A 20887-nucleotide genomic window follows, 5' to 3' on the forward strand; every position below is an offset into this window, starting at 1 on the left:
CTTCTTTTCGTTTTATGCACCTGGATAAATGTAAGATACTGAACCTGGTGTAGTTGAGTTTTGTGGATCAAACCAACCACGATAGTTATTGATTTGTTGCTGGTTGTTATAGTTTGACTCCAAGATTTGAATTTGACCATCTTGACCAACTTGTGTTACATAACCAACGTGACCATAACCACCATCAGTCCAACATACAATTGATCCTGTCACAGGTGTTGAACCTACAGCATAACCTTGGCTAGCAGCGCTTCCGGCCCAATCGCCACCATTACCCCACCAGTTACTTGCCCATGGAGCGACTTCCTTAACACCCCATGTACATTGACCAACTGGATAACGATTCCAAGTTGCATCTGAATCAGTAGCTGTTACCTCTGAAGAAGAAGCTTCTGTTGTTTCTTCAACTGCCGTAGTAGCTCCTGAAACTTCCAAGCTTCCACCAGGAACAATTGTTGACCAAATAGTCATGCCATTTTCAGCTGCTAATTGATAAGGATCTACACCATACTGACTAGCAATCCCGAAGAATGAATCTCCATTTTGAACTGTATAAGTATCAGCATTAACTGTTTGTGAGACTGTAAGACCAAGCAATAATGCACTTGAGGCTGCTGCCAAAGCAGCTTTTTTTGTAGTTTTCATATTTCCCCCTGAATAAGATTAATATGGAATTAGTTTAACACTCTCATATTTTAATGCGATTAAGGGGGAATAAAGAAATATGACAAAAGAAAACAGCTCAGTTAAAACTACGTAATTTGTCCAAGAACTTAATAAATTTAGAAGAAAAAGAAAACCAGGCATAACCTGATTTTCAAATTTAATTCCTTAATAAATGTCCAAGTAGTTATCAATTTCCCATTGTGAAACAAAGGTAGCATAGCTTGCCCATTCCATACGTTTCGCATCAAGGAAGTTTGTATAGATATGATTACCCAAAGCTTGACGAACCACTTCATCTGTTTCCAATGCTTTAAGAGCGTTACGAAGTGTTGATGGCAAATCAATAATACCTGCTTCTTTACGTTCTTCAGGAGACATTGAGTAAATGTTTGTTTCAACTGGATCTGGAGCATCAATCTTGTTAATAATACCATCAAGACCAGCTTCCAAAAGAACAGCAAGTGCCAAGTATGGGTTTGCCATTGGGTCTACTGAACGCAATTCCAAACGTGTACCCATACCACGAGACGCAGGAACGCGGATCAATGGTGAACGGTTGCTACCTGCCCATGCAATATATACAGGAGCTTCATATCCAGGAACCAAACGTTTGTAAGAGTTAACTGTTGGGTTAATAATTGCAGTATAGTTGTATGCATGTTTCATCAAACCACCAAGGAAGTAGTAAGCGTCTTGAGACAATTGCATACCACGTGGATCCTCTGGATCAAAGAATGCATTTCCTTCTTCAGTGAAGAGAGACATGTTACAGTGCATACCGCTACCAGCAATACCATATTTAGGTTTCGCCATAAATGTCGCATAAAGACCATGTTTACGAGCGATTGTCTTAACAACCAATTTGAAAATTTGGATATTATCACAAGCCTTCAAAACATCTGTATACTTGAAGTCGATTTCATGTTGACCAACCGCCACTTCATGGTGAGATGCCTCAACATCAAATCCCATTTCTGTCAACACATTAACGATTTCACGACGTGTGTTGTCTGCAAGGTCAGTAGGAGCAAGGTCAAAATAACCACCTTTATCGTTAACTTCAAGCGTAGGATTACCTTGCTCATCTAATTTGAAAAGGAAAAATTCTGGTTCTGGTCCAAGGTTAAATGATTTATAACCAACTTCTTCCATATGACGCAAAGCTTTTTTCAAGTTACCACGAGGGTCACCAGCAAATGGTTCACCCGCAGAAGTATAGATATCACAAATAAGACCAGCTACTGCACCATTTTCATCGCCCCAAGGGAAAACTGTCCACGTATCAAGATCTGGGTAAAGATACATATCAGATTCGTTGATACGAACAAATCCCTCGATTGATGAACCATCAAACATAGCTTTATTTGAAAGTACCTTATCCAACTGTTCATCTGTCGCAGGAATTTCAACGTTCTTCATAACACCAAGGATATCAGAGAACATTAAACGTAAGAAAGTAACATTCTTCTCTTTGACTTCGCGACGAATATCAGCTGCTGTGATTGCCATAATAGGGGTCTCCTTTATAAAAACCAAAAATAAAAGTTCAAAGCGTAATTAGATACGCAAGTTACCAAATTGTTGTGACGGGGTCGTAAAACGGCCTTGCTGAAGGAGTTCATCATGCAAGATACGTCGAACGTCCGCATCTGTTAAAGCCACTTGTTTTTGTTGGGCACGAACTTCACGCTCTTCGTACTCATGTTTAATCGCTGCAATATTGTAACCATCATCCAAAAAATCTTTGATTTCCAATAAACGATCCATATCATTTAATGAGTACATCCGACGATTTCCAGCTGTACGTTCAGGTTGAATTAAACCTTGATCTTCATAGTAACGAATTTGACGAGCGGTTAAATCCGTCAACTTCATAACTGTTCCAATCGGAAAAACAGCTAGAGAACGCCTTAATTCTTTCTCTCTTGCCATGATCATCCTCCTTTCCTAACAATTATATTCTGAATATTTCTACATGTCAACAGTTTATGTCACTTTTTCTTACACAATGAGCAATTACCGAACATTACATTGTATATTCGCTCTAATTTAAGGATTTTATCGAAAAATCATAAAAAATAGAGTCCAATAGAACCCTATCATTCTTATTTTAAATGTTTAAGTAGCCAATCATAATCATAATTGACAAGGATTGCTATAAAGACTCCACAGAAAGTTTCAAAGACTCTAGCAATAACATAAGTAAAAGTATTATCAGGCGGAATAGACAAGGTAATAATCAAAAGTGCAGCCACCCCTCCAATAACACCAGAAGCATTATTAAAAGACACATTAATGACAATCGTTAACATTGTCAAAATTGGAACCAATAGCAAGGTCACCCAAACTGAATGATGAAACCACATATTCACAAAGTAAAATAATAGCGACAAAAGACCTCCAACCGTATTCGCAAAAATACGTGATTTACCAAACTGAATACTTCTATCAAAGTTTTCTCGAAGGCTAAAGACTGCTGTCAAGCAACCAATCTGAAGCCCTTCCCAACCTAAAGCAGAAAAAAGACCTAAAACAAGAAAGACAGCAAGCCCCGTCTTAAGTGTACGCATACCAAATTTAAATTTTTTCGGTTCAAATTTCAATCCCATTTTACTATTTTAACATGATTATGAAACTTTTGGCTACTTCTACAGTATTATGCCGCAAAGTTCAAACTAATAATCGCAATTTTTTGAGAGAAACTTACTTCCCAATAATAGTTTTAGCCTCTATCAAACACCCAATAAGATGACACAAAAAAGAGTTGGTTTCCCAACTCTTTTCATTCTAATAGACTTATTTATCAGTAAGTGCAGCCAATCCTGGAAGTTCTTTACCTTCAAGAAGTTCCATAGAAGCACCACCACCAGTAGAGATCCATGAGAACTTGTCTGCACGACCAAGGTTGATAGCTGCGGCAGCTGAATCACCACCACCGATGATTGATTTAACGCCTGGTTGTTTCACGATAGCGTCCATCACACCGATTGTACCAGCTTGGAAGTCAGGGTTTTCAAATACACCCATAGGTCCGTTCCATACAACTGTTTTCGCACCCGTCAAGGCTTTATCGAATTCAGCAATTGATTTAGGACCGATATCCAAACCAAGGAAACCTGGGTCTACTGCTTCACCTTCAGTGTCTTTCACTTCAGTGTAGTCAGCAAATGCATTAGCTTCTTTTGAGTCAACTGGCAAGATCAATTTACCGTTTGATTTTTCAAGAAGAGCTTTAGCAACATCAAGTTTATCTTCTTCTACAAGTGAGTTACCGATTTCGATACCTTGTGCTTTGTAGAACGTGTAAGTCATACCACCACCGATAAGAACTTTATCAGCTTTTGCAAGAAGGTTTTCGATAACACCAATCTTATCAGATACTTTAGAACCACCAAGGATAGCTACGAATGGACGTTCTGGAGTTTCAACTGCTTCTTTAATGTAAGCAATTTCGTTTTCAAGAAGGAAACCAGCAACAGCTTTGTCAACATTTGCTGAGATACCAACGTTAGATGCGTGTGCACGGTGAGCTGTACCGAATGCATCGTTTACGAAGATACCATCTCCAAGTGATGCCCAGTATTTACCAAGTTCAGGATCGTTTTTAGATTCTTTCTTGCCATCAACATCTTCAAAACGAGTGTTTTCAACCAAGAGAACTTGTCCATCTTCAAGAGCGTTAACAGCTGCTTCCAATTCTGCACCACGTGTAACGCCTGGGATAAATTTAACGTCTTGACCCAATTTAGCAGCCAAGTCAGCGGCTACAGGAGCAAGTGATTTACCATCCTTATCAGCTTCTTCTTTTACACGTCCAAGGTGAGAGAAGAGGATTGCACGTCCACCTTGTTCAAGAATGTACTTGATAGTTGGAAGAGCAGCAGTGATACGGTTATCGTTAGTGATCACGCCATCTTTTACAGGTACGTTGAAGTCAACACGAACGAGAACTTTTTTCCCTTTCAAGTCAACATCTTTAACAGTCAATTTAGCCATTTGATCAGACTCCTTAATTTTTTAATACGTTTTCATTATATCACAAAATGCATAAAAGAGATAGCAAAATCAGGAGGATTTCTAGCTTATTGCTAGTATAATACATTTATCATATAATCAAAATAGAAAGGTAAAAAAGCTATGAAAAAACAACTAAACAATAGGCAGCAACAAGCTGACTATGATCTAAATGTAATCCTCATTCTTACCCTTGTTCCTCTTCTCCTCTTTCTTACTTTTAAACCAACTCTTTTTTCCTACACCAACCAAACCTCAGTACCACTATGGTTTCGATTAATCTTATTAGCCAGTTGTCAATTTGCCATTGCAGGCTTGGGAACCAGCACTGTTATGCTTTATCGTAAAGAATCTTTCAGATACTTTAGATTAATCACAAAAAATCTAGTTCCTACCCTTTTTCAATCTCTTCTTATAGCCTTACCACTTATCATATTGAAAGTAGTTACTCACCAGTTTCATTCCTATCTACCTCTTCAATCAATACAATTAACAAAAGAAGTAATGATACAATCATTTCCTAGTAATATTCTAGCATACCTATTCATCTGTCTTATTTGGGGATTCTGGGAAGGATTTAACTATGTAGTCATCTCTGAAAAGATACGCATACGTTTTCTATCTTCTTACTATTGGTTAGATAGTGGAGCAATAACTTGTGCGATTTTTTGCCATCTTATCCATGGAATCATTGGTTTTGATATCTATACCTTATTTGAAGCACTTACCGTTTTTATACTAATTTATGGTATGCTAACCATTCAAAAACACAATAAAAACTCCTGAGGTTGTGTCATGCTCTTTCTACTTATTTGGAATGCCTTCTAGCTTATTCATAAATCACAATACTACTGAGATTATAACAGCCAATTTATACGGCTGTTTTATTATTTTGAGAAATAAAAAAAGAGCCGAAGCTCTTCTTTTTATACAATTGAATTATTTAGCGATTTTCGCGAAGTATTCAAGAGTACGTACAAGTTGTGAAGTGTATGACATTTCGTTGTCGTACCAAGAAACAACTTTAACCAATTGTTTACCATCAACAGTTTGTACTTTAGTTTGAGTTGCATCAAACAATGAACCGTAAGAAATACCTACGATATCTGAAGATACGATTGGATCTTCAGTGTAACCGAATGATTCGTTTGAAGCTGCTTTCATAGCTGCGTTCACTTCATCAACAGTAACGTCTTTTTCAAGAACTGCTACCAATTCAGTAACTGATCCAGTTGGAACTGGAACACGTTGTGCAGCACCGTCAAGTTTACCGTTCAATTCTGGGATAACCAAACCGATAGCTTTAGCAGCACCAGTTGAGTTAGGAACGATATTTGCAGCACCAGCACGTGCACGACGAAGGTCACCACCACGGTGTGGTCCGTCAAGGATCATTTGGTCACCAGTGTAAGCGTGGATAGTAGTCATCAAACCTTGTTTAACACCGAAGTTATCTTGCAATGCTTTAGCCATTGGAGCCAAGCAGTTTGTAGTACATGAAGCACCTGAGATAACTGTTTCAGTACCGTCAAGGATGTCGTGGTTAGTGTTAAATACGATTGTTTTAACATCGTTTCCACCAGGAGCAGTGATAACAACTTTCTTAGCTCCACCTTCGTGCAAGTGTTTTTCAGCAGCATCTTTCTTAGCAAAGAAACCAGTTGCTTCAAGAACGATTTCTACACCGTCGTTAGCCCAGTCAATTTGTTCTGGGTCACGTTCAGCAGAAACTTTAACGAATTTACCGTTAACTTCAAATCCACCATCTTTAACTTCAACAGTACCGTCGAAACGACCTTGAGTTGTGTCGTATTTCAACAAGTGTGCAAGCATAACTGGATCTGTAAGGTCGTTGATGCGTGTAACTTCAACACCTTCTACGTTTTGGATACGACGGAAAGCAAGACGACCGATACGACCGAAACCGTTAATACCAACTTTAACTACCATTAGTGATTTCCTCCTTATGAAAATCAAATAAATATAATTTTGAGAGCAAGCTCTCCCTATTGTGAAAAGATTAACTTGAGCGCTTTCAACTCAACCTTTCAACAGTCATATTATATAATTTTTTTCAAAAAATTGCAAATAGAAAAAGGCACTTACTTTCATAAGTACCTTAACTTTATAAGTTCTAATTAAGCTTCACCAGAATTTTTCTTGATGATTTCTTCTTGAACTGATTTAGGAACATCTTCATAGTGGTCAAATACCATCATGAATGTACCACGTCCTTGTGTTGCAGAACGAAGTGTTGTTGCATAACCGAACATTTCAGCAAGTGGAACATATGCACGAACAATTTGGCTGTTACCATGTGCTTCCATACCATCAACACGTCCACGACGAGCTGTAACGTGACCCATAACATCACCAAGGTTTTCTTCAGGAACAGTGATTGTTACAAGCATCATTGGTTCAAGGATAGTTGGTTGTGCAGTCTTAGCAGCTTCTTTAAGTGCAAGAGATGCAGCAATCTTGAAGGCAGTTTCAGATGAATCGACATCGTGGTATGAACCATCGTAAAGTTTAGCTTTGATGTCAACCATTGGGTATCCAGCAAGGACACCGTTAGCCATAGATTCTTCCAATCCTTTTTCTACTGCAGGGATGAATTCACGTGGAACCACACCACCGACGATAGCATTTTCGAATTCGAAACCTTTACCTTCTTCATTTGGAGTAAATTCAATCCAAACATCACCAAACTGACCTTTACCACCAGATTGACGTTTGAAGAAACCACGTGCTTGTGTAGCTGCACGGAATGTTTCACGGTATGATACTTGTGGAGCACCTACGTTTGCTTCAACTTTGTGTTCACGTTTCAAACGGTCAACAAGGACATCAAGGTGAAGTTCACCCATACCAGAGATAACTGTTTCACCAGTTTCAGGGTTAGTTTCAACACGGAATGTTGGATCTTCTTCAGCAAGTTTTTGAAGACCGATACCCATCTTATCTTGGTCAGCTTTAGTCTTAGGCTCAACCATCAATTGGATAACTGGTTCTGGAACTTCGATTGACTCAAGAATAACTTTAGCTTTTTCATCAGTCAATGAGTCACCAGTTGTAGTATCTTTCAAACCGATAGCAGCAGCGATATCACCGGCATATACTTGTTCAATTTCTTGACGGCTGTTAGCGTGCATTTGAAGGATACGTCCGATACGTTCACGTTTACCTTTAGATGTATTCATTACGTATGAACCTGATTGAAGGATACCTGAGTAAACACGGATAAATGTCAAACGACCTACAAATGGGTCAGTCATGATCTTGAAGGCAAGAGCTGCAAATGGCTCATCATCAGATGCTGGACGAGTTTCTTCTTCGTCTGTATCTGGGTTGATACCTTTGATTGCAGGGATATCAAGTGGGCTTGGAAGGTAATCGATAACCGCATCAAGCATCAATTGAACACCTTTGTTCTTGAAGGCAGAACCACAAAGAACTGGGAAGAATTCAACATTGATTGTTGCACGACGGATAGCTGCTTTCAATTCCTCGTTAGTGATTTCTTCACCTTCAAGGTATTTCATCATCAAATCTTCGTCAGTTTCAGCAACTGCTTCGATCAATTTTTCACGGTATTCGTTTGCTTGATCAACGTAATCTGCTGGAATATCTTCTTCAAGAATATCTGTACCAAGGTCATTAGTATAGATTTCAGCTTTCATTTTAATCAAGTCAATGATACCACGGAAATCATCTTCAGCACCGATTGGCAATTGGATTGGGTGAGCGTTTGCTTGAAGACGATCGTGAAGTGTGCTTACTGAGTAAAGGAAGTCTGCACCGATTTTATCCATTTTGTTGGCAAATACGATACGTGGAACACCATACTCAGTTGCTTGACGCCAAACTGTTTCAGTTTGAGGTTCTACACCTGATTGTGAGTCAAGAACGGTTACGGCACCATCCAATACACGGAGTGAACGTTGTACTTCGATTGTGAAGTCCACGTGTCCTGGTGTATCGATGATGTTAACGCGGTGACCATCCCATTGTGCTGTTGTAGCGGCAGATGTGATGGTGATACCACGTTCTTGTTCTTGCTCCATCCAGTCCATTTGTGATGCACCTTCGTGAGTTTCACCGATTTTGTGGATTTTACCAGTGTAGTAAAGGATACGCTCTGTTGTAGTTGTTTTACCGGCATCGACGTGGGCCATGATACCGATATTACGAGTTTTTGCAAGTGAAAATTCGCGTGCCATTAGGTCTATTCTCCTATAAATATTTTAGTTTACTTATTTATTATAACATTATTGTCAAAAAACGGATAGGCAGGACCTACCCGTTTTTCACTAATATTTAACTGGTTTTCAAATGATAGGAATGATATTATTTGAATTCAAAGTCAGCCTATTACAAATCCATAATCTTAGCTTATGAATATATGACTGTAATTCAGCTTGAAACTTATGATTACCAGCGGAAGTGTGCAAAGGCACGGTTTGCTTCAGCCATTTTGTGAGTATCTTCACGTTTCTTAACTGATGCACCAGTGTTGTTTGCAGCATCCATGATTTCTTTTGCAAGACGATCTTTCATAGTGTGTTCACCACGCGCACGTGATGCGTTAACCAACCAACGAAGACCAAGAGTTGTACGACGTTCTGGACGAACTTCAACTGGGACTTGGTAGTTTGAACCACCGACACGACGTGCACGTACTTCAAGTACAGGCATGATGTTGTCCATAGCTGTTTCAAATACTTCAAGAGCATCGTTTCCAGTTGCTTCTTTAATTTGCTCGAAAGCATCGTATACGATTGTTGCAGCAGTACCACGTTTACCGTCAAGCATTACACGGTTGATAAGACGTGTAACGATTTTTGAATTGTACAATGGATCTGCCAATACTTCGCGTTTAGGCGCTCTATTTTTACGACTCATTTTATCTTATCTCCCTTCTTATCCTTTAGGACGTTTAGCACCGTATTTAGAACGGCTTTGTTTACGATCAGCTACACCTGCAGTATCAAGTGCACCACGGACGATGTGGTAACGTACCCCTGGAAGGTCTTTTACACGTCCACCACGGATAAGAACAACGCTGTGTTCTTGGAGGTTGTGTCCGATACCTGGGATGTAAGCAGTAACTTCGATAAGGTTGCTCAAACGTACACGAGCGAATTTACGAAGGGCTGAGTTAGGTTTCTTAGGTGTCATTGTTCCAACACGTGTTGCAACACCACGTTTTTGTGGTGAAGATACGTTAGTTTGAACTTTTTTGTGGCTATTGTAACCAACGTTCAAAGCTGGTGATTTAGATTTAACAACTTTTGATTGACGTGGTTTACGAACCAATTGGTTAATTGTAGGCATCTACATTCTCCTGTGTTTTTTTATTTTTGGTTGATATGGCACTTGGTGACAGCCCATATCTGTGTGTACTTTTGCAACTTATGTCAGCACGTCTCTGTACACTTTTGAGAGACCAAAAGTAAAAAGTACCGTCTAGTATAATATCATTTTTCGATGGTTATTGTCAACAGTTTCTTGTTAAAAAGAAAAATTCCTAATCATCAAATTAGGAATAATATCGTAGATTAATTACTTGTCAAATATATTACCAACTTCAACTTCTACCTTCTGTGCTTTTACATCAATGTCAGAAACAGTAAGTAATGATTTATAGTCATGGATATCACGATCCCCTTTGGCATTTTCTGCGAATACAGCTACACCTACTAACTCACTATCAAATTCTGAAAGCAAGCTAATCATACCCGTAATGGTACCACCACCTTTAAGAAAATCGTCAACAATAAGGACGCGGCTATTGGGTTTCAAACTACGTTTTGAAAGGAACATCTTTTCAATACGGTCACTTGAACCACTAACGTAGTTTACCGATACAGTTGAACCTTCTGTAATTTTTAAGTCACGGCGAACAATAACAAACGGAATGTTCAAGACATCTGCTACTGCATTTGCTAAAGGAACTCCTTTAGTTGCTACAGTCATAACGGCATCAATTTTTTGTCCCTTAAAGGCACTAGCAATGATACGACCAACATTTTTCAAAATAGATGGTGTACTCAATAAATCAGATAAGTAGAGATAACCACCTGGTAAGATACGATCACTCTCTGAAAGACGTTTACAAAGATCTTCAACCAGACTTCTTGCATCTTCATCAGAAATGGTCGGTGTAAACATAACACCGCCAGATGCACCAGTTACTGTTTCGATTTCTCCTATTTGACTTTCCTCAAAAGCTTTTTTAATGATAGCAACATCTTCTGAGATTGAAGACTTAGCAGCTTCATATCGCTCTGCAAAAGTATTGAGACTTGTCAATTGATAGGGATTATTAATTAGGTAGTTTGAAATCACTACCATGCGTTCACTTCGTTTTAATTTCATATGTTACCTATATTTTCTGTACTTTTTAACTATTATACCATAATACAGCAAAAAACGAACATTTTCATATAAAATGCTCGCTTAATTTCGATTTTAATCAAATTTTGGCTTGTAGAAGGAACGATTATCCATAGCAAAGAGACGATTTGTCATTTCTCCTGGTCCTACTAGGTTAAGGGCTGTCATCATCATCATCATACTGGCATCAAGATTATCAATCATATGAATAATTTCTGCTTCCATAATACGCGGGCGAACTGGGCTACCATACTCCAGTTGTCCGTGGTGGCTGAGAATAACATGACGCAAAACAACGACATCCTCACGCGTATCGTCAATATTAAGTTCCACAAGGACCTTGGTAATTTCTTCATCAATCAAGGCAATATGACCAATTAAGTTCCCACGAACCGTATACTCAGTGTTTTCAGGACCAGTAAGTTCAATAACCTTAGCTAAATCATGAAGCATAATCCCTGCAAAAAGTAGACTCTTATTGAGCTCTGGATAAATATCTCCAATGCTGTCCGCTAGGCGAACCATAGTAGCTGTATGATAGGCTAGTCCACTTTCAAAAGCATGGTGATTTGTTTTAGCAGCCGGAAAAGTGAAAAACTCTTTATTATACTTTCGATAAAGAGCACGAACAACACGCTGCCAAGTTGCTTCCTCAATCTTGAAAATCATTTGCTCTAGGTATTCGCGTACTTCAGAAGGATTTACCGGTGGTTTCTCTTTGAAATCAGCTGGATCATTTGGCTCACCAAATGTAGGCAAGCGTAAGGTTATTTGGTTTACCTGAGGAGTATTATTATAAACTTCTCGACGCCCCTCCATATGCACTACTTTACCTGCGGTAAATTCTTCGACATTATAAGGCTGAGCATCCCACAGGTTTCCTGAAATCTCTCCAGTATCATCCTGAAAAGTAAAGGCAATATAATCCTTTCCTGCTCTTGTCTTACGTACCTCTGCACGCTTAATCAGATAAAAACCTTCAAAATACTCGTCTTTTTTCATTTGATTAATCTTCATGCTTATCCTCGTTTTCTAATCGTGGTAAATCTAACAAACTTTGTGTCGCACTGTCTTGATAGGTTTCAATTGTATCAAGAGCTCTAACAATTGCCCTACTCCTTGTGTTGAGAAGACTATCGACTGTTTTACTTGCTGTATTCAATTGTCTCTGAGCTTTAGCTAACATAGCTCCAAACTTGCTAAATTCTAGTTTGACATTGCCTAAAACCTTACTAATATCATCTGCATTCTTTTGAATATTCAAAGTTCTAAATCCTACGGACAATGAATTCAAGAGTGCTGATAAAGTTGACGGCCCTGCGATAACAATATTCTCCTCGCGACGAAGGGCGTCAAAGAAGGCTGGTTGGCGTACTACCTCAGCATAAAGTCCTTCCGTCGGCAAAAATAATATACCAAAATTTGTGGTTTCAGGTGGGTTAAGATACTTCTTGTTAATATCCTTGGCAAATCGCTTAATACTAGTCAAAAGAGACTTACGGTGATTCTCAATTTCCTCTTTATTACCAGACTCATAAGCATCTTCCAGACGATAGTAATCTTCCAAAGGAAACTTAGAATCAATGGGAAGGTAGATATATTCGTCTTTATGGTTTCCTGGCATTTTGATTGCATATTCAACTCGTTCACTTGAACCTGATACCGTAGGAAATTCTCGTTCGTACTGATTAACAGTCAATATGTCTTCAATAATTTGTCCTAATTGAAGCTCTCCCAGAATGCCTCGTGTTTTTGTATTTGAAAGGACCTTGTTAAGACTTCCAACATCCTTGGCTACATTTTTCATTTCCCCCAAGCCCTGGTTGACTGACTCTAACTGTCTTGAAACTGTCTCAAAAGAGGCTTGTAAACGTGTTTGTAGGGTTTGCTCAAGTTTCTCTTCAACTGTCTGACGCATTTGTTCCAAACGTTTCTCATTGGAATCCTGCATATCTTTAACAGCTTTGGTTAAGCTTTGGTTTATTTGCTCAAGACGTTGGTCAGAACGGTCTCGATTATCAGACAAATTTTGATGTAAAACTTCTCGGATATCTGTCAACTGTTGATATAGTTCCAGCTGCAATTGGTTCAATTGCTTTGTCGTTTCCAGTTGGTTTGTCTTAGCAAAACTTTCCAATTGAAACGAAATTTGATCTGAAAGATTATCTGCATTTTCTTCCAAACTCTTATTAATATGTTCTTTTAACTCCATATTTCTCAAGAAAAGAACAATAAGAATCCCAAAACTTAATAAAGTTAAAAGTGTAAGTAGATAGATCATACTAACTCCTATCTTTAGTCTGGATGACAATCACATATCCATTTGGCACAATCACTTGAATTGGACCATCAACAAATTCATTACTAGAGTAGATTTTCTTTTGAAAATAATTCATACTAGTTAATTCGTATTTTGCTCCCAAAATCGTCAGTTCTCCATCACCTTCATGTAAAAAAGAAACATATGTCATTTCAGGTTCTGGTAACAAGTTATGACTTCCTTTTGGATAATAAGTAATCTTATTTTGCTTATCCTGCAAACAGATATGCCTCATAAAAGGAGCTAATTCAGGATCACTGACCAAAAATAGATTTGATAACATATGATCAATTCTGCCACCAAAAGCACCGAAAATAGTTACTTCCGCCTCAGGATATAATTGAAATACAATTTTTAGGGCTAACTCTGTATCCGTGTCATCCTTTTCAGCTGGAGCAATCCTACACTCTTTAGCAGCTGATTGAATCATCTCTAACTCTGACCGAGATACTGAATCAAAGTCTCCGACAGCCAGATTAAGCGGCAAACCTAACTCCAACAAACGTAAGCAAGCACGATCCACCCCAACAAAATAATCAAAATCGGTAGTGAACCACTCTAGCTCACCACCGACAAATAAAGCTATTTTAGGCATCAATAGCATCACGAAGCGTTTGAACTTGGGCTGTCAAATCAGGATTTTTGAAGAGGTAAGAGCCTGCTACAAAAACATTAGCCCCCGCTTTGGCACATGCTGCAATGGTGTTGTTATCTACACCACCATCAACTTCAATATCGAATGAATAGCCACCTTTTTCGCGAAGCTCCACAACACGCTCTACTTTAGACATCATTTCTGGAATGAACGCCTGACCACCAAAACCTGGATTTACAGTCATAATAAGTACTTGATCCACTAAATCAAGTACAGGAATAAGTGCCTCGACTGGGGTTCCAGGATTAATCACAACACCTGCTTTCATACCAGCAGCTTTGATTTTCTGGAGGGCACCATGGATATGTTTAGTGGCTTCAACATGAATAGTCATGATATCTGCACCTGCTTGTGCATAGGCATCCACATAACGTTCAGGATCAACAACCATAAGGTGGCAATCAAAAACCAACTTGCTATGTTTACGCATGCTAGCGACCACATCTGCTCCCCAACTGATATTAGGGACAAATTGACCATCCATAATATCAATGTGAACATATTCCGCACCTGATGCATCAATACGAGCTAGTTCTGAAGCAAAATTAGCATAGTCAGCAGCTAGGATAGACGGAGCAATTTTATAAGACATGAGAGACCTACTTTCTTTTTACAGTTTTCTTATATGTTTCACGACGGTTTTCAATTTCACTTAAAAATTGAAGGTAATTATCATAACGGACTTGCCAAATTTGACCATCTTCAACCTCATCCTTAACAGCACAAGAAGGCTCATGGGTATGAGTACAAGAACGGAATTTACAGCCATGACTAGCTTGACGGATTTCTGGAAAAGCTTCACTCAAGTCCTCGGCATTATCCACTTCATAATCTAGCGAAGAGAATCCTGGTGTATCAGCAATCTTCCCTCCATGAACATCATAAAGACTTACAGCCCTTGTAGTATGACGCCCACGACCTAAACTGTCTGAAATCTCACCTGTTTCTAAATGTAACTGTGGGGCAATACGGTTCAACAAGGTTGATTTTCCAACACCTGTCTGTCCCATAAAGACTGTTATTTTATCAGTCAAGAGCGGCAATAGTTCTTCCAAACTGAAGATAAAATCAAAACCAATTTTTTGATACTGTTTTTGAATGGCTTTCATTTCTGAATCATCTTCAACCAAATCCATCTTAGAAATATAAATTACAGGTTTTATATTTTTATGCTCTAGTAAAACCAAAAAACGGTCCAGAAGATTACTATTGAAGTCCGGTTCCTTAGCAGACATAATGACCACAGCCTGATCTATATTGACAATGGGTGGGCGCACTAAGCTATTGATTCGTTGACCAATTTTAAGGATATAGCCTTCTGAATTTTCCTCTGCTGAAAATTCGACAAAATCCCCAACGTAAGGTGTTTGTCCTTTTTTTCTAAAATTTCCTCGCGCACGCGTCTGGTATACAACACCATCATGCTCTACATAATAGAAACCTGCCAGTGCTTTGATAATTCTTCCTTGCAAGTGAACTCCTCAATCGTTTAATAGCCCTATTATACCACAAAACAACACGCTTTTCTGATCCAAAACAAACCACATTTCCATTTCCTTAAGCTCCTTGCATTTTTAGTAATTTGCAGTATAATAATCCTATCACTGCGGAGGTGGTGGAATGGCAGACACGCATGCTTCAGGCGCATGTGCTTTTTCAAGCGTGAGGGTTCAAATCCCTTTCTCCGCATAGCTAAAAATCCCACTGAAATTCAGTGGGATTTTTGAATTATAGACCTGCTTCACTCAAAGCATCTGATAAGTGTGCAAAATCAGAAATAGATAGAGCCTCTCCACGAATAGAAGGTTTTATATCAGCAATTTCCAAAGCCTGCTCAAGTTTGGTTTTCACTTCTTCAGATTTACCAAAATGATTTGTTAAATTATTCCACAATGTCTTACGACGATGGACAAAGCTAGCCTTAGCCACTCGGAAAAGGAAATCCTCATCTTTAACTTCAACCAACGGTTGTTCACGGCGCGTCATCTTCAAAATTGCTGAGTCAACATTCGGGGCTGGTACAAAGACTGTACGAGGGACAACAAATGCCACTTTAGCGGTCATATAATACTGCACAGCAATTGATAGAGAACCATAAGCCTTGCTATTAGGCTCTGCAGAAATGCGGTCAGCAACCTCTTTTTGCATCATAACAACAAATTCTGCAAAAGGAATCTTACTCTCAATCAAATGCATCAGAATTGGCGTCGTAATATAGTATGGCAAGTTAGCTACAACCTTGATTGGTAGTTCTGGATTTTTAAACTCTTTGACACGTGTCTGTAAATCCGCCTTGAGAACATCTTCATTAATCACGTTAACATTTTCATGATCACGTAATGTATCCTCTAAAATCGGAACCAACCGATCATCAATTTCAAAAGCCATAACTTCCGCAGCATTTTCAGCTAAGAATTCTGTTAATGCTCCGATACCAGGTCCAATTTCGATTACATTGACACTTTTATCAATCTCTGCCGTATCAACAATTTTTTGTAAAATATTTGTATCTGTTAAGAAGTTCTGTCCAAAAGACTTCTTAAAGGTAAAGCCATGGCGTTCAAGGACAGCCTTGGTCACGCTATAATCTGCAATTCTCATTTATTCTCTTTTCTTATTATTTTCACGATTTTTATACTTGAACACAAAACAGGTCCAAACCCTTAATTATCCCAACCTCAATAATAAGCTACTTAGTAGCGATTTGATGTTAAGATCACTGGTAATCTAGTAATTTGACATAGCCTCTTCTAGCTCCTCTAATGTGATTCCAAACAATTCCAAACGCTTTAAAAGCTGCTTTCCATTGCAATAACCAATACGAAGCGCCTCGCCCAAATATTCTCGACGCTTTCGACTATCTGCTCCCATTAGTAGCCCTAACTTCATAAGATTTGATTTACTAATATCAAACTGATTATCATCATCGTAACTACCTAAAACTCCAGATAAGGCCTTTTGAAGATCCTCAAAACTCGCATGCTCAACACCCAATGAACGACCTTTAGTCTTAGATTTTGGTGTTGCTTCCCCACGGTTTAAAAAAGCATGCTTTGCTGTCGGAACAGCTTCCATAATGATTTTACGGATACGCTCACCATTATAGTCTGGATCAGTAAAAACAATCACTCCGCGTAAGTCATTAAGCTTATCGATACGCTCTAAGTCATCCTCATTAATAGCGGATCCTCTAGTCTCATAGGTATCCACCTCATAAAAACGTCTCAAATTTGCCGTATCATCCTTACCTTCTACAACGATGACTTCTTGAATCTTTATTTTATTCATCCAGACCAAAAATCCTCATCGCATTGTCATAAGTAGCCCTAGCCACTTCTTCACTCGTTAAACCACGAAGCTCAGCAATCTTGTCTACTACGTAACGTGTATAGCCTGTACGATTCTCACGACCACGTTTGGGAACAGGTGCCAAATACGGTGCATCCGTTTCAACCAGAATCTTATCTAAAGGTAACTTCTGAGCAGCTTCTTGGACATCCAAAGCCTTCTTAAAAGTTACAACACCTGAAAATGAAATCATCATTCCAAGATCAACAAATTTTTGAGCCATTTCTAGGGATCCTGAGTATGAGTGCATAATCCCCCCACGAGGACCAATACCAACTTCTTTAATAACAGCGTAAGTATCCTCAAGTGCATCACGTGTATGGACAACAAAAGGTAAATTGTGTTCCTTTGACAAAAATATTTGACGCTTAAAGACATCAATCTGAGTTTCTTTAGGATCTTCCATCCAATAATAATCCAAACCGATTTCCCCAAGTGCCACTACTTTCGGATTATCCAATTGTGATACAATCATATCCTCAATTTCCTGAGAATAGGACCCCGCTTCCGTAGGATGCCATCCAATCGTACTATATAATTGATCATATCTCTCTGATAGTGCTAAAGATTTATTTATTGTTGGTTTATCAAAACCAACAATATTCATTTTAACAACACCTAGTTCAGCTGCAAAATCTATTTCTTCTTGTTCTTTTCCTGCAAAATTATCCACATTAAGATGGGTATGCGTATCAAAAATTTCAATCATAGCTCTATTATAACAAAAACGAGCGAGCATAGCTCACTCACCTTTTCATTTTATTAAACAAAGAGTCGCATATATTCTCTCTTTGTACAACGATTCATTACAATATCCTGTCTATTCGCTTGACGAAGAATAGTCTCAGCCTCCTCATTCTCAAGACCAATTTGACTCCAAAAAACTGTTGCATCCGTTTCAAGAAAATCATAGGCAACATCTGGTAAAAGCTCACTTCGTCTAAATACATCAACAATATCAATCGAAAATGGGATATCTTTAAGATGAGCATAAACATGCTCTCCTAGAAGCTCCTGACCTTCTAGTTTGGGATTTACTGGTATAATACGATAACCAGCAGCTTGTAGAAAATGAGCAACCTGATAAGATGCTGCCTCCTTGCGATGAGATAAACCAACAATTGCAATCGTCTTTGCAGATTTTAAATAAGATTCTATAACCTCATCACTAGGATTTTGAAATGAATAAGACATATGATTCTCCTCGTCGTTTGAATAAACTAAAAATAAAAATCCCTAAACGGGACTGTGACGATTAGTTAGCTAAGCTCGGCAACGATAGCTTTAATTTGTTCTTTTGTATGTACACCTGCTACTTGCTTAACAACCTCACCATCTTTTTTGAAGAGTAAAGTTGGAATAGACATAATTCCAAACTTCTGAGCTGTTTCTGGGTTCTCATCAACATCAATTTTAACAATCTTAAGTTCATCTTCTGAAATCTCTTCAGAAAGTTGCTCAAGAATTGGTGCTTGCATCAAGCAAGGCCCACACCAAGTTGCCCAAAAATCAATCAAAACGAGGCCTTCAGCTGTTTCTTGTTCAAATGTAGCATCTGTTACTACTTGTGTCATTTAATCATCCTCCTAGACATTATAAAACTTTTGTAGACCTATTCTATATGATTCTAAAGGCTATTGCAAGAATTTGACACATACATAAAAAATTCTTATCAAATATTAGTCATTACCTATCATAGACATCACTTGCCCACAGCCAGTCTTGGGAGTATAATAATAAAAAACTATAAAAATAGAAATGAGTAAATATGGATAAAGATGCAATGATTACCTATCTCATAGGTGAACTCAAAAAAGAAAATCTAGAATTACATGATTTGATTATCCCAGAAGAACTCGAGGAAAAACAAAAACTTCTCAGAGCACTCTTTAATACACGTAAACCAATGGCAGCATCAACACAATTCTTAACAATCCAAGACCTTTACCTACAAGTTAGAAAAGGGGAAAGAGGATTTGTACAACTCAGTTCGCTCCAGCCCATTCCACAAGATGATCGAATCTACCTCTGGAAAGGTGATATTACAAGACTCGAAGTAGATGCAATCGTAAATGCAGCTAATAAAACCTTACTTGGATGTATGAAACCACTTCATGATTGTGTAGATAACGCTATTCATACATACGCAGGTGTTCAGTTACGCCAAGCTTGTTTCGAACTCATCTTAGAACAAGGATATGAAGAACCCGTTGGCATGGCTAAAATCACCCCAGCTTACAATCTTCCTTCTGCCTTTGTCATTCATACAGTAGGTCCAAAAATAGTAGACCAACCGACACAAATTGATGAAGATCTTTTAGCAAAAAGTTATCTTTCAGTATTAGCGCTAGCTGAGAAAAATAACATTGAATCAATTGCTATACCATGTCTATCAACTGGAGATTTCAATTTTCCAAAACAAGAAGCGGCCAAAATCGCCATTCAAACAGTCAAAACCTTCATTGACGAGTCAAGTATAATAAAAAAAGTAATATTTAACGTATTTGATGATGAAAATTTTGCTATTTATCAAAAACTCCTTGCCGAATAAAAGAAGAAAATCAATTTGATTTTCTTCTTTTTTATTGCATAACTGAATGCTCTTTTAAAAGATTAAAAAATGACAAATGATCTCTTTTAAGATTGACAAAACCACCGTCCTTAGACAAGAAACTATGTTCAGAAACAGCCGTACAAACAAGGATTCCGTTTTGATTTACCATATTGTATACAAAAGTAAGTTTAGCAGATTTAACTCTTTTAACATTAATCTCGATAAAAATTACATCTGCAAAAGTAGAAGTAGCTTTATAGTCACAGGAAATTGAAGTAACAGGAGAGATAATTCCCTCCTCTTCAATTTTTTCATAAGGCCAACCTATCTCTCTTAGAAAAAAAGTTCTCGCCTCTTCCATCCATCGAACATAATTAGAATGATGAGTAATACCCATTCGATCTGTTTCATAATACTGGACCTCGTGTTTACAAATAAACATAAGAACCTCCAAAAAGACTAAGAAATAAAATCTAAAATATCATCCTCAGAAAGAGAAGAGTCACATACAACCTTAGCAGATCCATTTTCTGAAACAAATAGAGCAGGAACTGTAGCAATACCATATCTTTTACGTAAAGCTTGAATATCTTCTAGTTCTTCACTATTTTCGCTATTAATATAGAAAATAGTAAGATTTGAATTACGTGCAACATTTGATAATTTAGGTTCAAAAAGTTGACAATATGGACAAGAAGGACGTCCAATAAATAAAATAAACTTATCTATAGAAGAAATTTTATCTTTAGCAGTAGTAATAGAAATAGGTGTAAACTCTGATGCAAAATTCGACATAATAATACCTCTCAATTAAAATATAATCATATCATATCTGAAATCTAGAGTTTTAACAAGTAAATAACTTAACAAAAAAAGCTAGAGCATGTCTAGCTTAGAAACTATACTCCGCCAGTAGGACTCGAACCTACGACAT

At 38.0% G+C, this 20887-nt stretch carries 24 protein-coding genes and 1 tRNA gene; 3 read left to right on the forward strand and 22 right to left on the reverse strand.

The window, feature by feature from the left end:
• Positions 1 to 12: 12 nt before the first annotated feature.
• The 5 genes from HMPREF2637_RS09535 to pgk form a co-directional block, all read right to left on the reverse strand.
• Entirely contained in the window at positions 13 to 645 is a 633-nt protein-coding gene (locus tag HMPREF2637_RS09535) for a CHAP domain-containing protein (protein WP_064523128.1), read from the reverse strand.
• Between the two features lie 186 nt (positions 646 to 831).
• Positions 832 to 2175, reverse strand: a complete 1344-nt coding sequence (gene glnA / locus HMPREF2637_RS09540) for a type I glutamate--ammonia ligase (RefSeq protein WP_002884322.1) — start codon at positions 2173 to 2175, stop codon at positions 832 to 834.
• 48 nt (positions 2176 to 2223) lie between these two features.
• Positions 2224 to 2598 (reverse strand): MerR family transcriptional regulator, encoded by a 375-nt coding sequence (locus HMPREF2637_RS09545; protein ID WP_008535631.1) that lies wholly within the window; start codon positions 2596 to 2598, stop codon positions 2224 to 2226.
• A gap of 173 nt (positions 2599 to 2771) precedes the next feature.
• The gene (locus HMPREF2637_RS09550) at positions 2772 to 3275 is read right to left on the reverse strand and encodes an FUSC family protein (protein ID WP_037602725.1); all 504 of its coding nucleotides are present in this window, start codon (positions 3273 to 3275) and stop codon (positions 2772 to 2774) included.
• A 187-nt stretch (positions 3276 to 3462) separates the two neighbouring features.
• Complete coding sequence (gene pgk / locus HMPREF2637_RS09555; RefSeq protein ID WP_002891914.1) at positions 3463 to 4662, reverse strand: phosphoglycerate kinase; 1200 nt, start codon at positions 4660 to 4662, stop codon at positions 3463 to 3465.
• Between the two features lie 141 nt (positions 4663 to 4803).
• Here pgk and HMPREF2637_RS09560 point away from each other — a divergent pair, with 141 nt between their 5' ends.
• A complete protein-coding gene (locus HMPREF2637_RS09560) occupies positions 4804 to 5466 on the forward strand; it encodes a hypothetical protein (protein ID WP_064523131.1) in 663 nt (220 codons plus the stop codon).
• A gap of 153 nt (positions 5467 to 5619) precedes the next feature.
• Here HMPREF2637_RS09560 and gap read toward each other — a convergent pair whose 3' ends face one another.
• The 10 genes from gap to rsgA all read right to left on the reverse strand — a co-directional run bounded on the left by gap (position 5620) and on the right by rsgA (position 15523).
• Positions 5620 to 6630, reverse strand: coding sequence for a type I glyceraldehyde-3-phosphate dehydrogenase (gene gap, locus HMPREF2637_RS09565; protein ID WP_002884461.1), 1011 nt, complete (start codon positions 6628 to 6630; stop codon positions 5620 to 5622).
• 188 nt (positions 6631 to 6818) lie between these two features.
• Positions 6819 to 8900: an elongation factor G gene (fusA, locus tag HMPREF2637_RS09570; RefSeq protein WP_002891917.1), complete on the reverse strand. Its 2082-nt coding sequence runs from the start codon at positions 8898 to 8900 to the stop codon at positions 6819 to 6821.
• A 211-nt stretch (positions 8901 to 9111) separates the two neighbouring features.
• Positions 9112 to 9582 (reverse strand): 30S ribosomal protein S7, encoded by a 471-nt coding sequence (gene rpsG, locus HMPREF2637_RS09575; protein WP_002884746.1) that lies wholly within the window; start codon positions 9580 to 9582, stop codon positions 9112 to 9114.
• Between the two features lie 18 nt (positions 9583 to 9600).
• Positions 9601 to 10014 carry a 30S ribosomal protein S12 gene (gene rpsL / locus HMPREF2637_RS09580; RefSeq protein ID WP_002884809.1) on the reverse strand — a complete coding sequence of 138 codons (414 nt, stop codon included), beginning with the start codon at positions 10012 to 10014 and terminating at the stop codon, positions 9601 to 9603.
• Between the two features lie 228 nt (positions 10015 to 10242).
• Complete coding sequence (purR, locus tag HMPREF2637_RS09585) at positions 10243 to 11058, reverse strand: pur operon repressor (protein WP_060973393.1); 816 nt, start codon at positions 11056 to 11058, stop codon at positions 10243 to 10245.
• Between the two features lie 93 nt (positions 11059 to 11151).
• The gene (locus tag HMPREF2637_RS09590; RefSeq protein WP_070840036.1) at positions 11152 to 12093 is read right to left on the reverse strand and encodes a 3'-5' exoribonuclease YhaM family protein; all 942 of its coding nucleotides are present in this window, start codon (positions 12091 to 12093) and stop codon (positions 11152 to 11154) included.
• Positions 12083 to 13357 carry a DNA recombination protein RmuC gene (locus HMPREF2637_RS09595; protein WP_064523134.1) on the reverse strand — a complete coding sequence of 425 codons (1275 nt, stop codon included), beginning with the start codon at positions 13355 to 13357 and terminating at the stop codon, positions 12083 to 12085. The genes HMPREF2637_RS09590 and HMPREF2637_RS09595 overlap by 11 nt, the downstream gene beginning before the upstream one ends.
• A 1-nt stretch (position 13358) precedes the next feature.
• Entirely contained in the window at positions 13359 to 13991 is a 633-nt protein-coding gene (locus HMPREF2637_RS09600; protein WP_037602710.1) for a thiamine diphosphokinase, read from the reverse strand.
• Entirely contained in the window at positions 13984 to 14643 is a 660-nt protein-coding gene (gene rpe / locus HMPREF2637_RS09605) for a ribulose-phosphate 3-epimerase (RefSeq protein ID WP_002884311.1), read from the reverse strand. Before rpe ends, HMPREF2637_RS09600 begins: the two co-directional genes overlap by 8 nt.
• 7 nt (positions 14644 to 14650) lie before the next feature.
• A complete protein-coding gene (gene rsgA / locus HMPREF2637_RS09610) occupies positions 14651 to 15523 on the reverse strand; it encodes a ribosome small subunit-dependent GTPase A (RefSeq protein WP_064523136.1) in 873 nt (290 codons plus the stop codon).
• A gap of 134 nt (positions 15524 to 15657) precedes the next feature.
• On the opposite strand from rsgA, the gene HMPREF2637_RS09615 reads away from it, so the two are divergent.
• A tRNA-Leu gene (locus HMPREF2637_RS09615) sits at positions 15658 to 15740 on the forward strand.
• Between the two features lie 39 nt (positions 15741 to 15779).
• Here the strand turns inward: HMPREF2637_RS09615 and rsmA are convergent.
• The 5 genes from rsmA to trxA all read right to left on the reverse strand — a co-directional run bounded on the left by rsmA (position 15780) and on the right by trxA (position 18973).
• Positions 15780 to 16652, reverse strand: a complete 873-nt coding sequence (gene rsmA / locus HMPREF2637_RS09620) for a 16S rRNA (adenine(1518)-N(6)/adenine(1519)-N(6))-dimethyltransferase RsmA (protein ID WP_064523139.1) — start codon at positions 16650 to 16652, stop codon at positions 15780 to 15782.
• 126 nt (positions 16653 to 16778) lie between these two features.
• Positions 16779 to 17339: a ribonuclease M5 gene (gene rnmV / locus HMPREF2637_RS09625; RefSeq protein WP_021143590.1), complete on the reverse strand. Its 561-nt coding sequence runs from the start codon at positions 17337 to 17339 to the stop codon at positions 16779 to 16781.
• Positions 17332 to 18108, reverse strand: coding sequence for a TatD family hydrolase (locus tag HMPREF2637_RS09630; protein ID WP_064523160.1), 777 nt, complete (start codon positions 18106 to 18108; stop codon positions 17332 to 17334). The genes rnmV and HMPREF2637_RS09630 overlap by 8 nt, the downstream gene beginning before the upstream one ends.
• A 53-nt stretch (positions 18109 to 18161) precedes the next feature.
• Entirely contained in the window at positions 18162 to 18593 is a 432-nt protein-coding gene (locus HMPREF2637_RS09635; protein ID WP_002891932.1) for a CoA-binding protein, read from the reverse strand.
• A 65-nt stretch (positions 18594 to 18658) separates the two neighbouring features.
• On the reverse strand, positions 18659 to 18973 hold the full coding sequence (trxA, locus tag HMPREF2637_RS09640; protein ID WP_002884315.1) for a thioredoxin: 315 nt from the start codon (positions 18971 to 18973) through the stop codon (positions 18659 to 18661).
• A gap of 194 nt (positions 18974 to 19167) precedes the next feature.
• Here trxA and HMPREF2637_RS09645 point away from each other — a divergent pair, with 194 nt between their 5' ends.
• Complete coding sequence (locus HMPREF2637_RS09645) at positions 19168 to 19950, forward strand: protein-ADP-ribose hydrolase (protein ID WP_064523142.1); 783 nt, start codon at positions 19168 to 19170, stop codon at positions 19948 to 19950.
• A 31-nt stretch (positions 19951 to 19981) separates the two neighbouring features.
• On the opposite strand, the gene HMPREF2637_RS09650 is transcribed toward HMPREF2637_RS09645, so the two are convergent.
• On the reverse strand, positions 19982 to 20395 hold the full coding sequence (locus tag HMPREF2637_RS09650; RefSeq protein ID WP_064523145.1) for an acyl-CoA thioesterase: 414 nt from the start codon (positions 20393 to 20395) through the stop codon (positions 19982 to 19984).
• 17 nt (positions 20396 to 20412) lie between these two features.
• Positions 20413 to 20748 carry a DUF6568 family protein gene (traF, locus tag HMPREF2637_RS09655; protein ID WP_064523149.1) on the reverse strand — a complete coding sequence of 112 codons (336 nt, stop codon included), beginning with the start codon at positions 20746 to 20748 and terminating at the stop codon, positions 20413 to 20415.
• Positions 20749 to 20887 lie beyond the last annotated feature (139 nt).

Source organism: Streptococcus sp. HMSC065H07 (assembly GCF_001837325.1).
GTDB lineage: Bacteria > Bacillota > Bacilli > Lactobacillales > Streptococcaceae > Streptococcus > Streptococcus salivarius_H.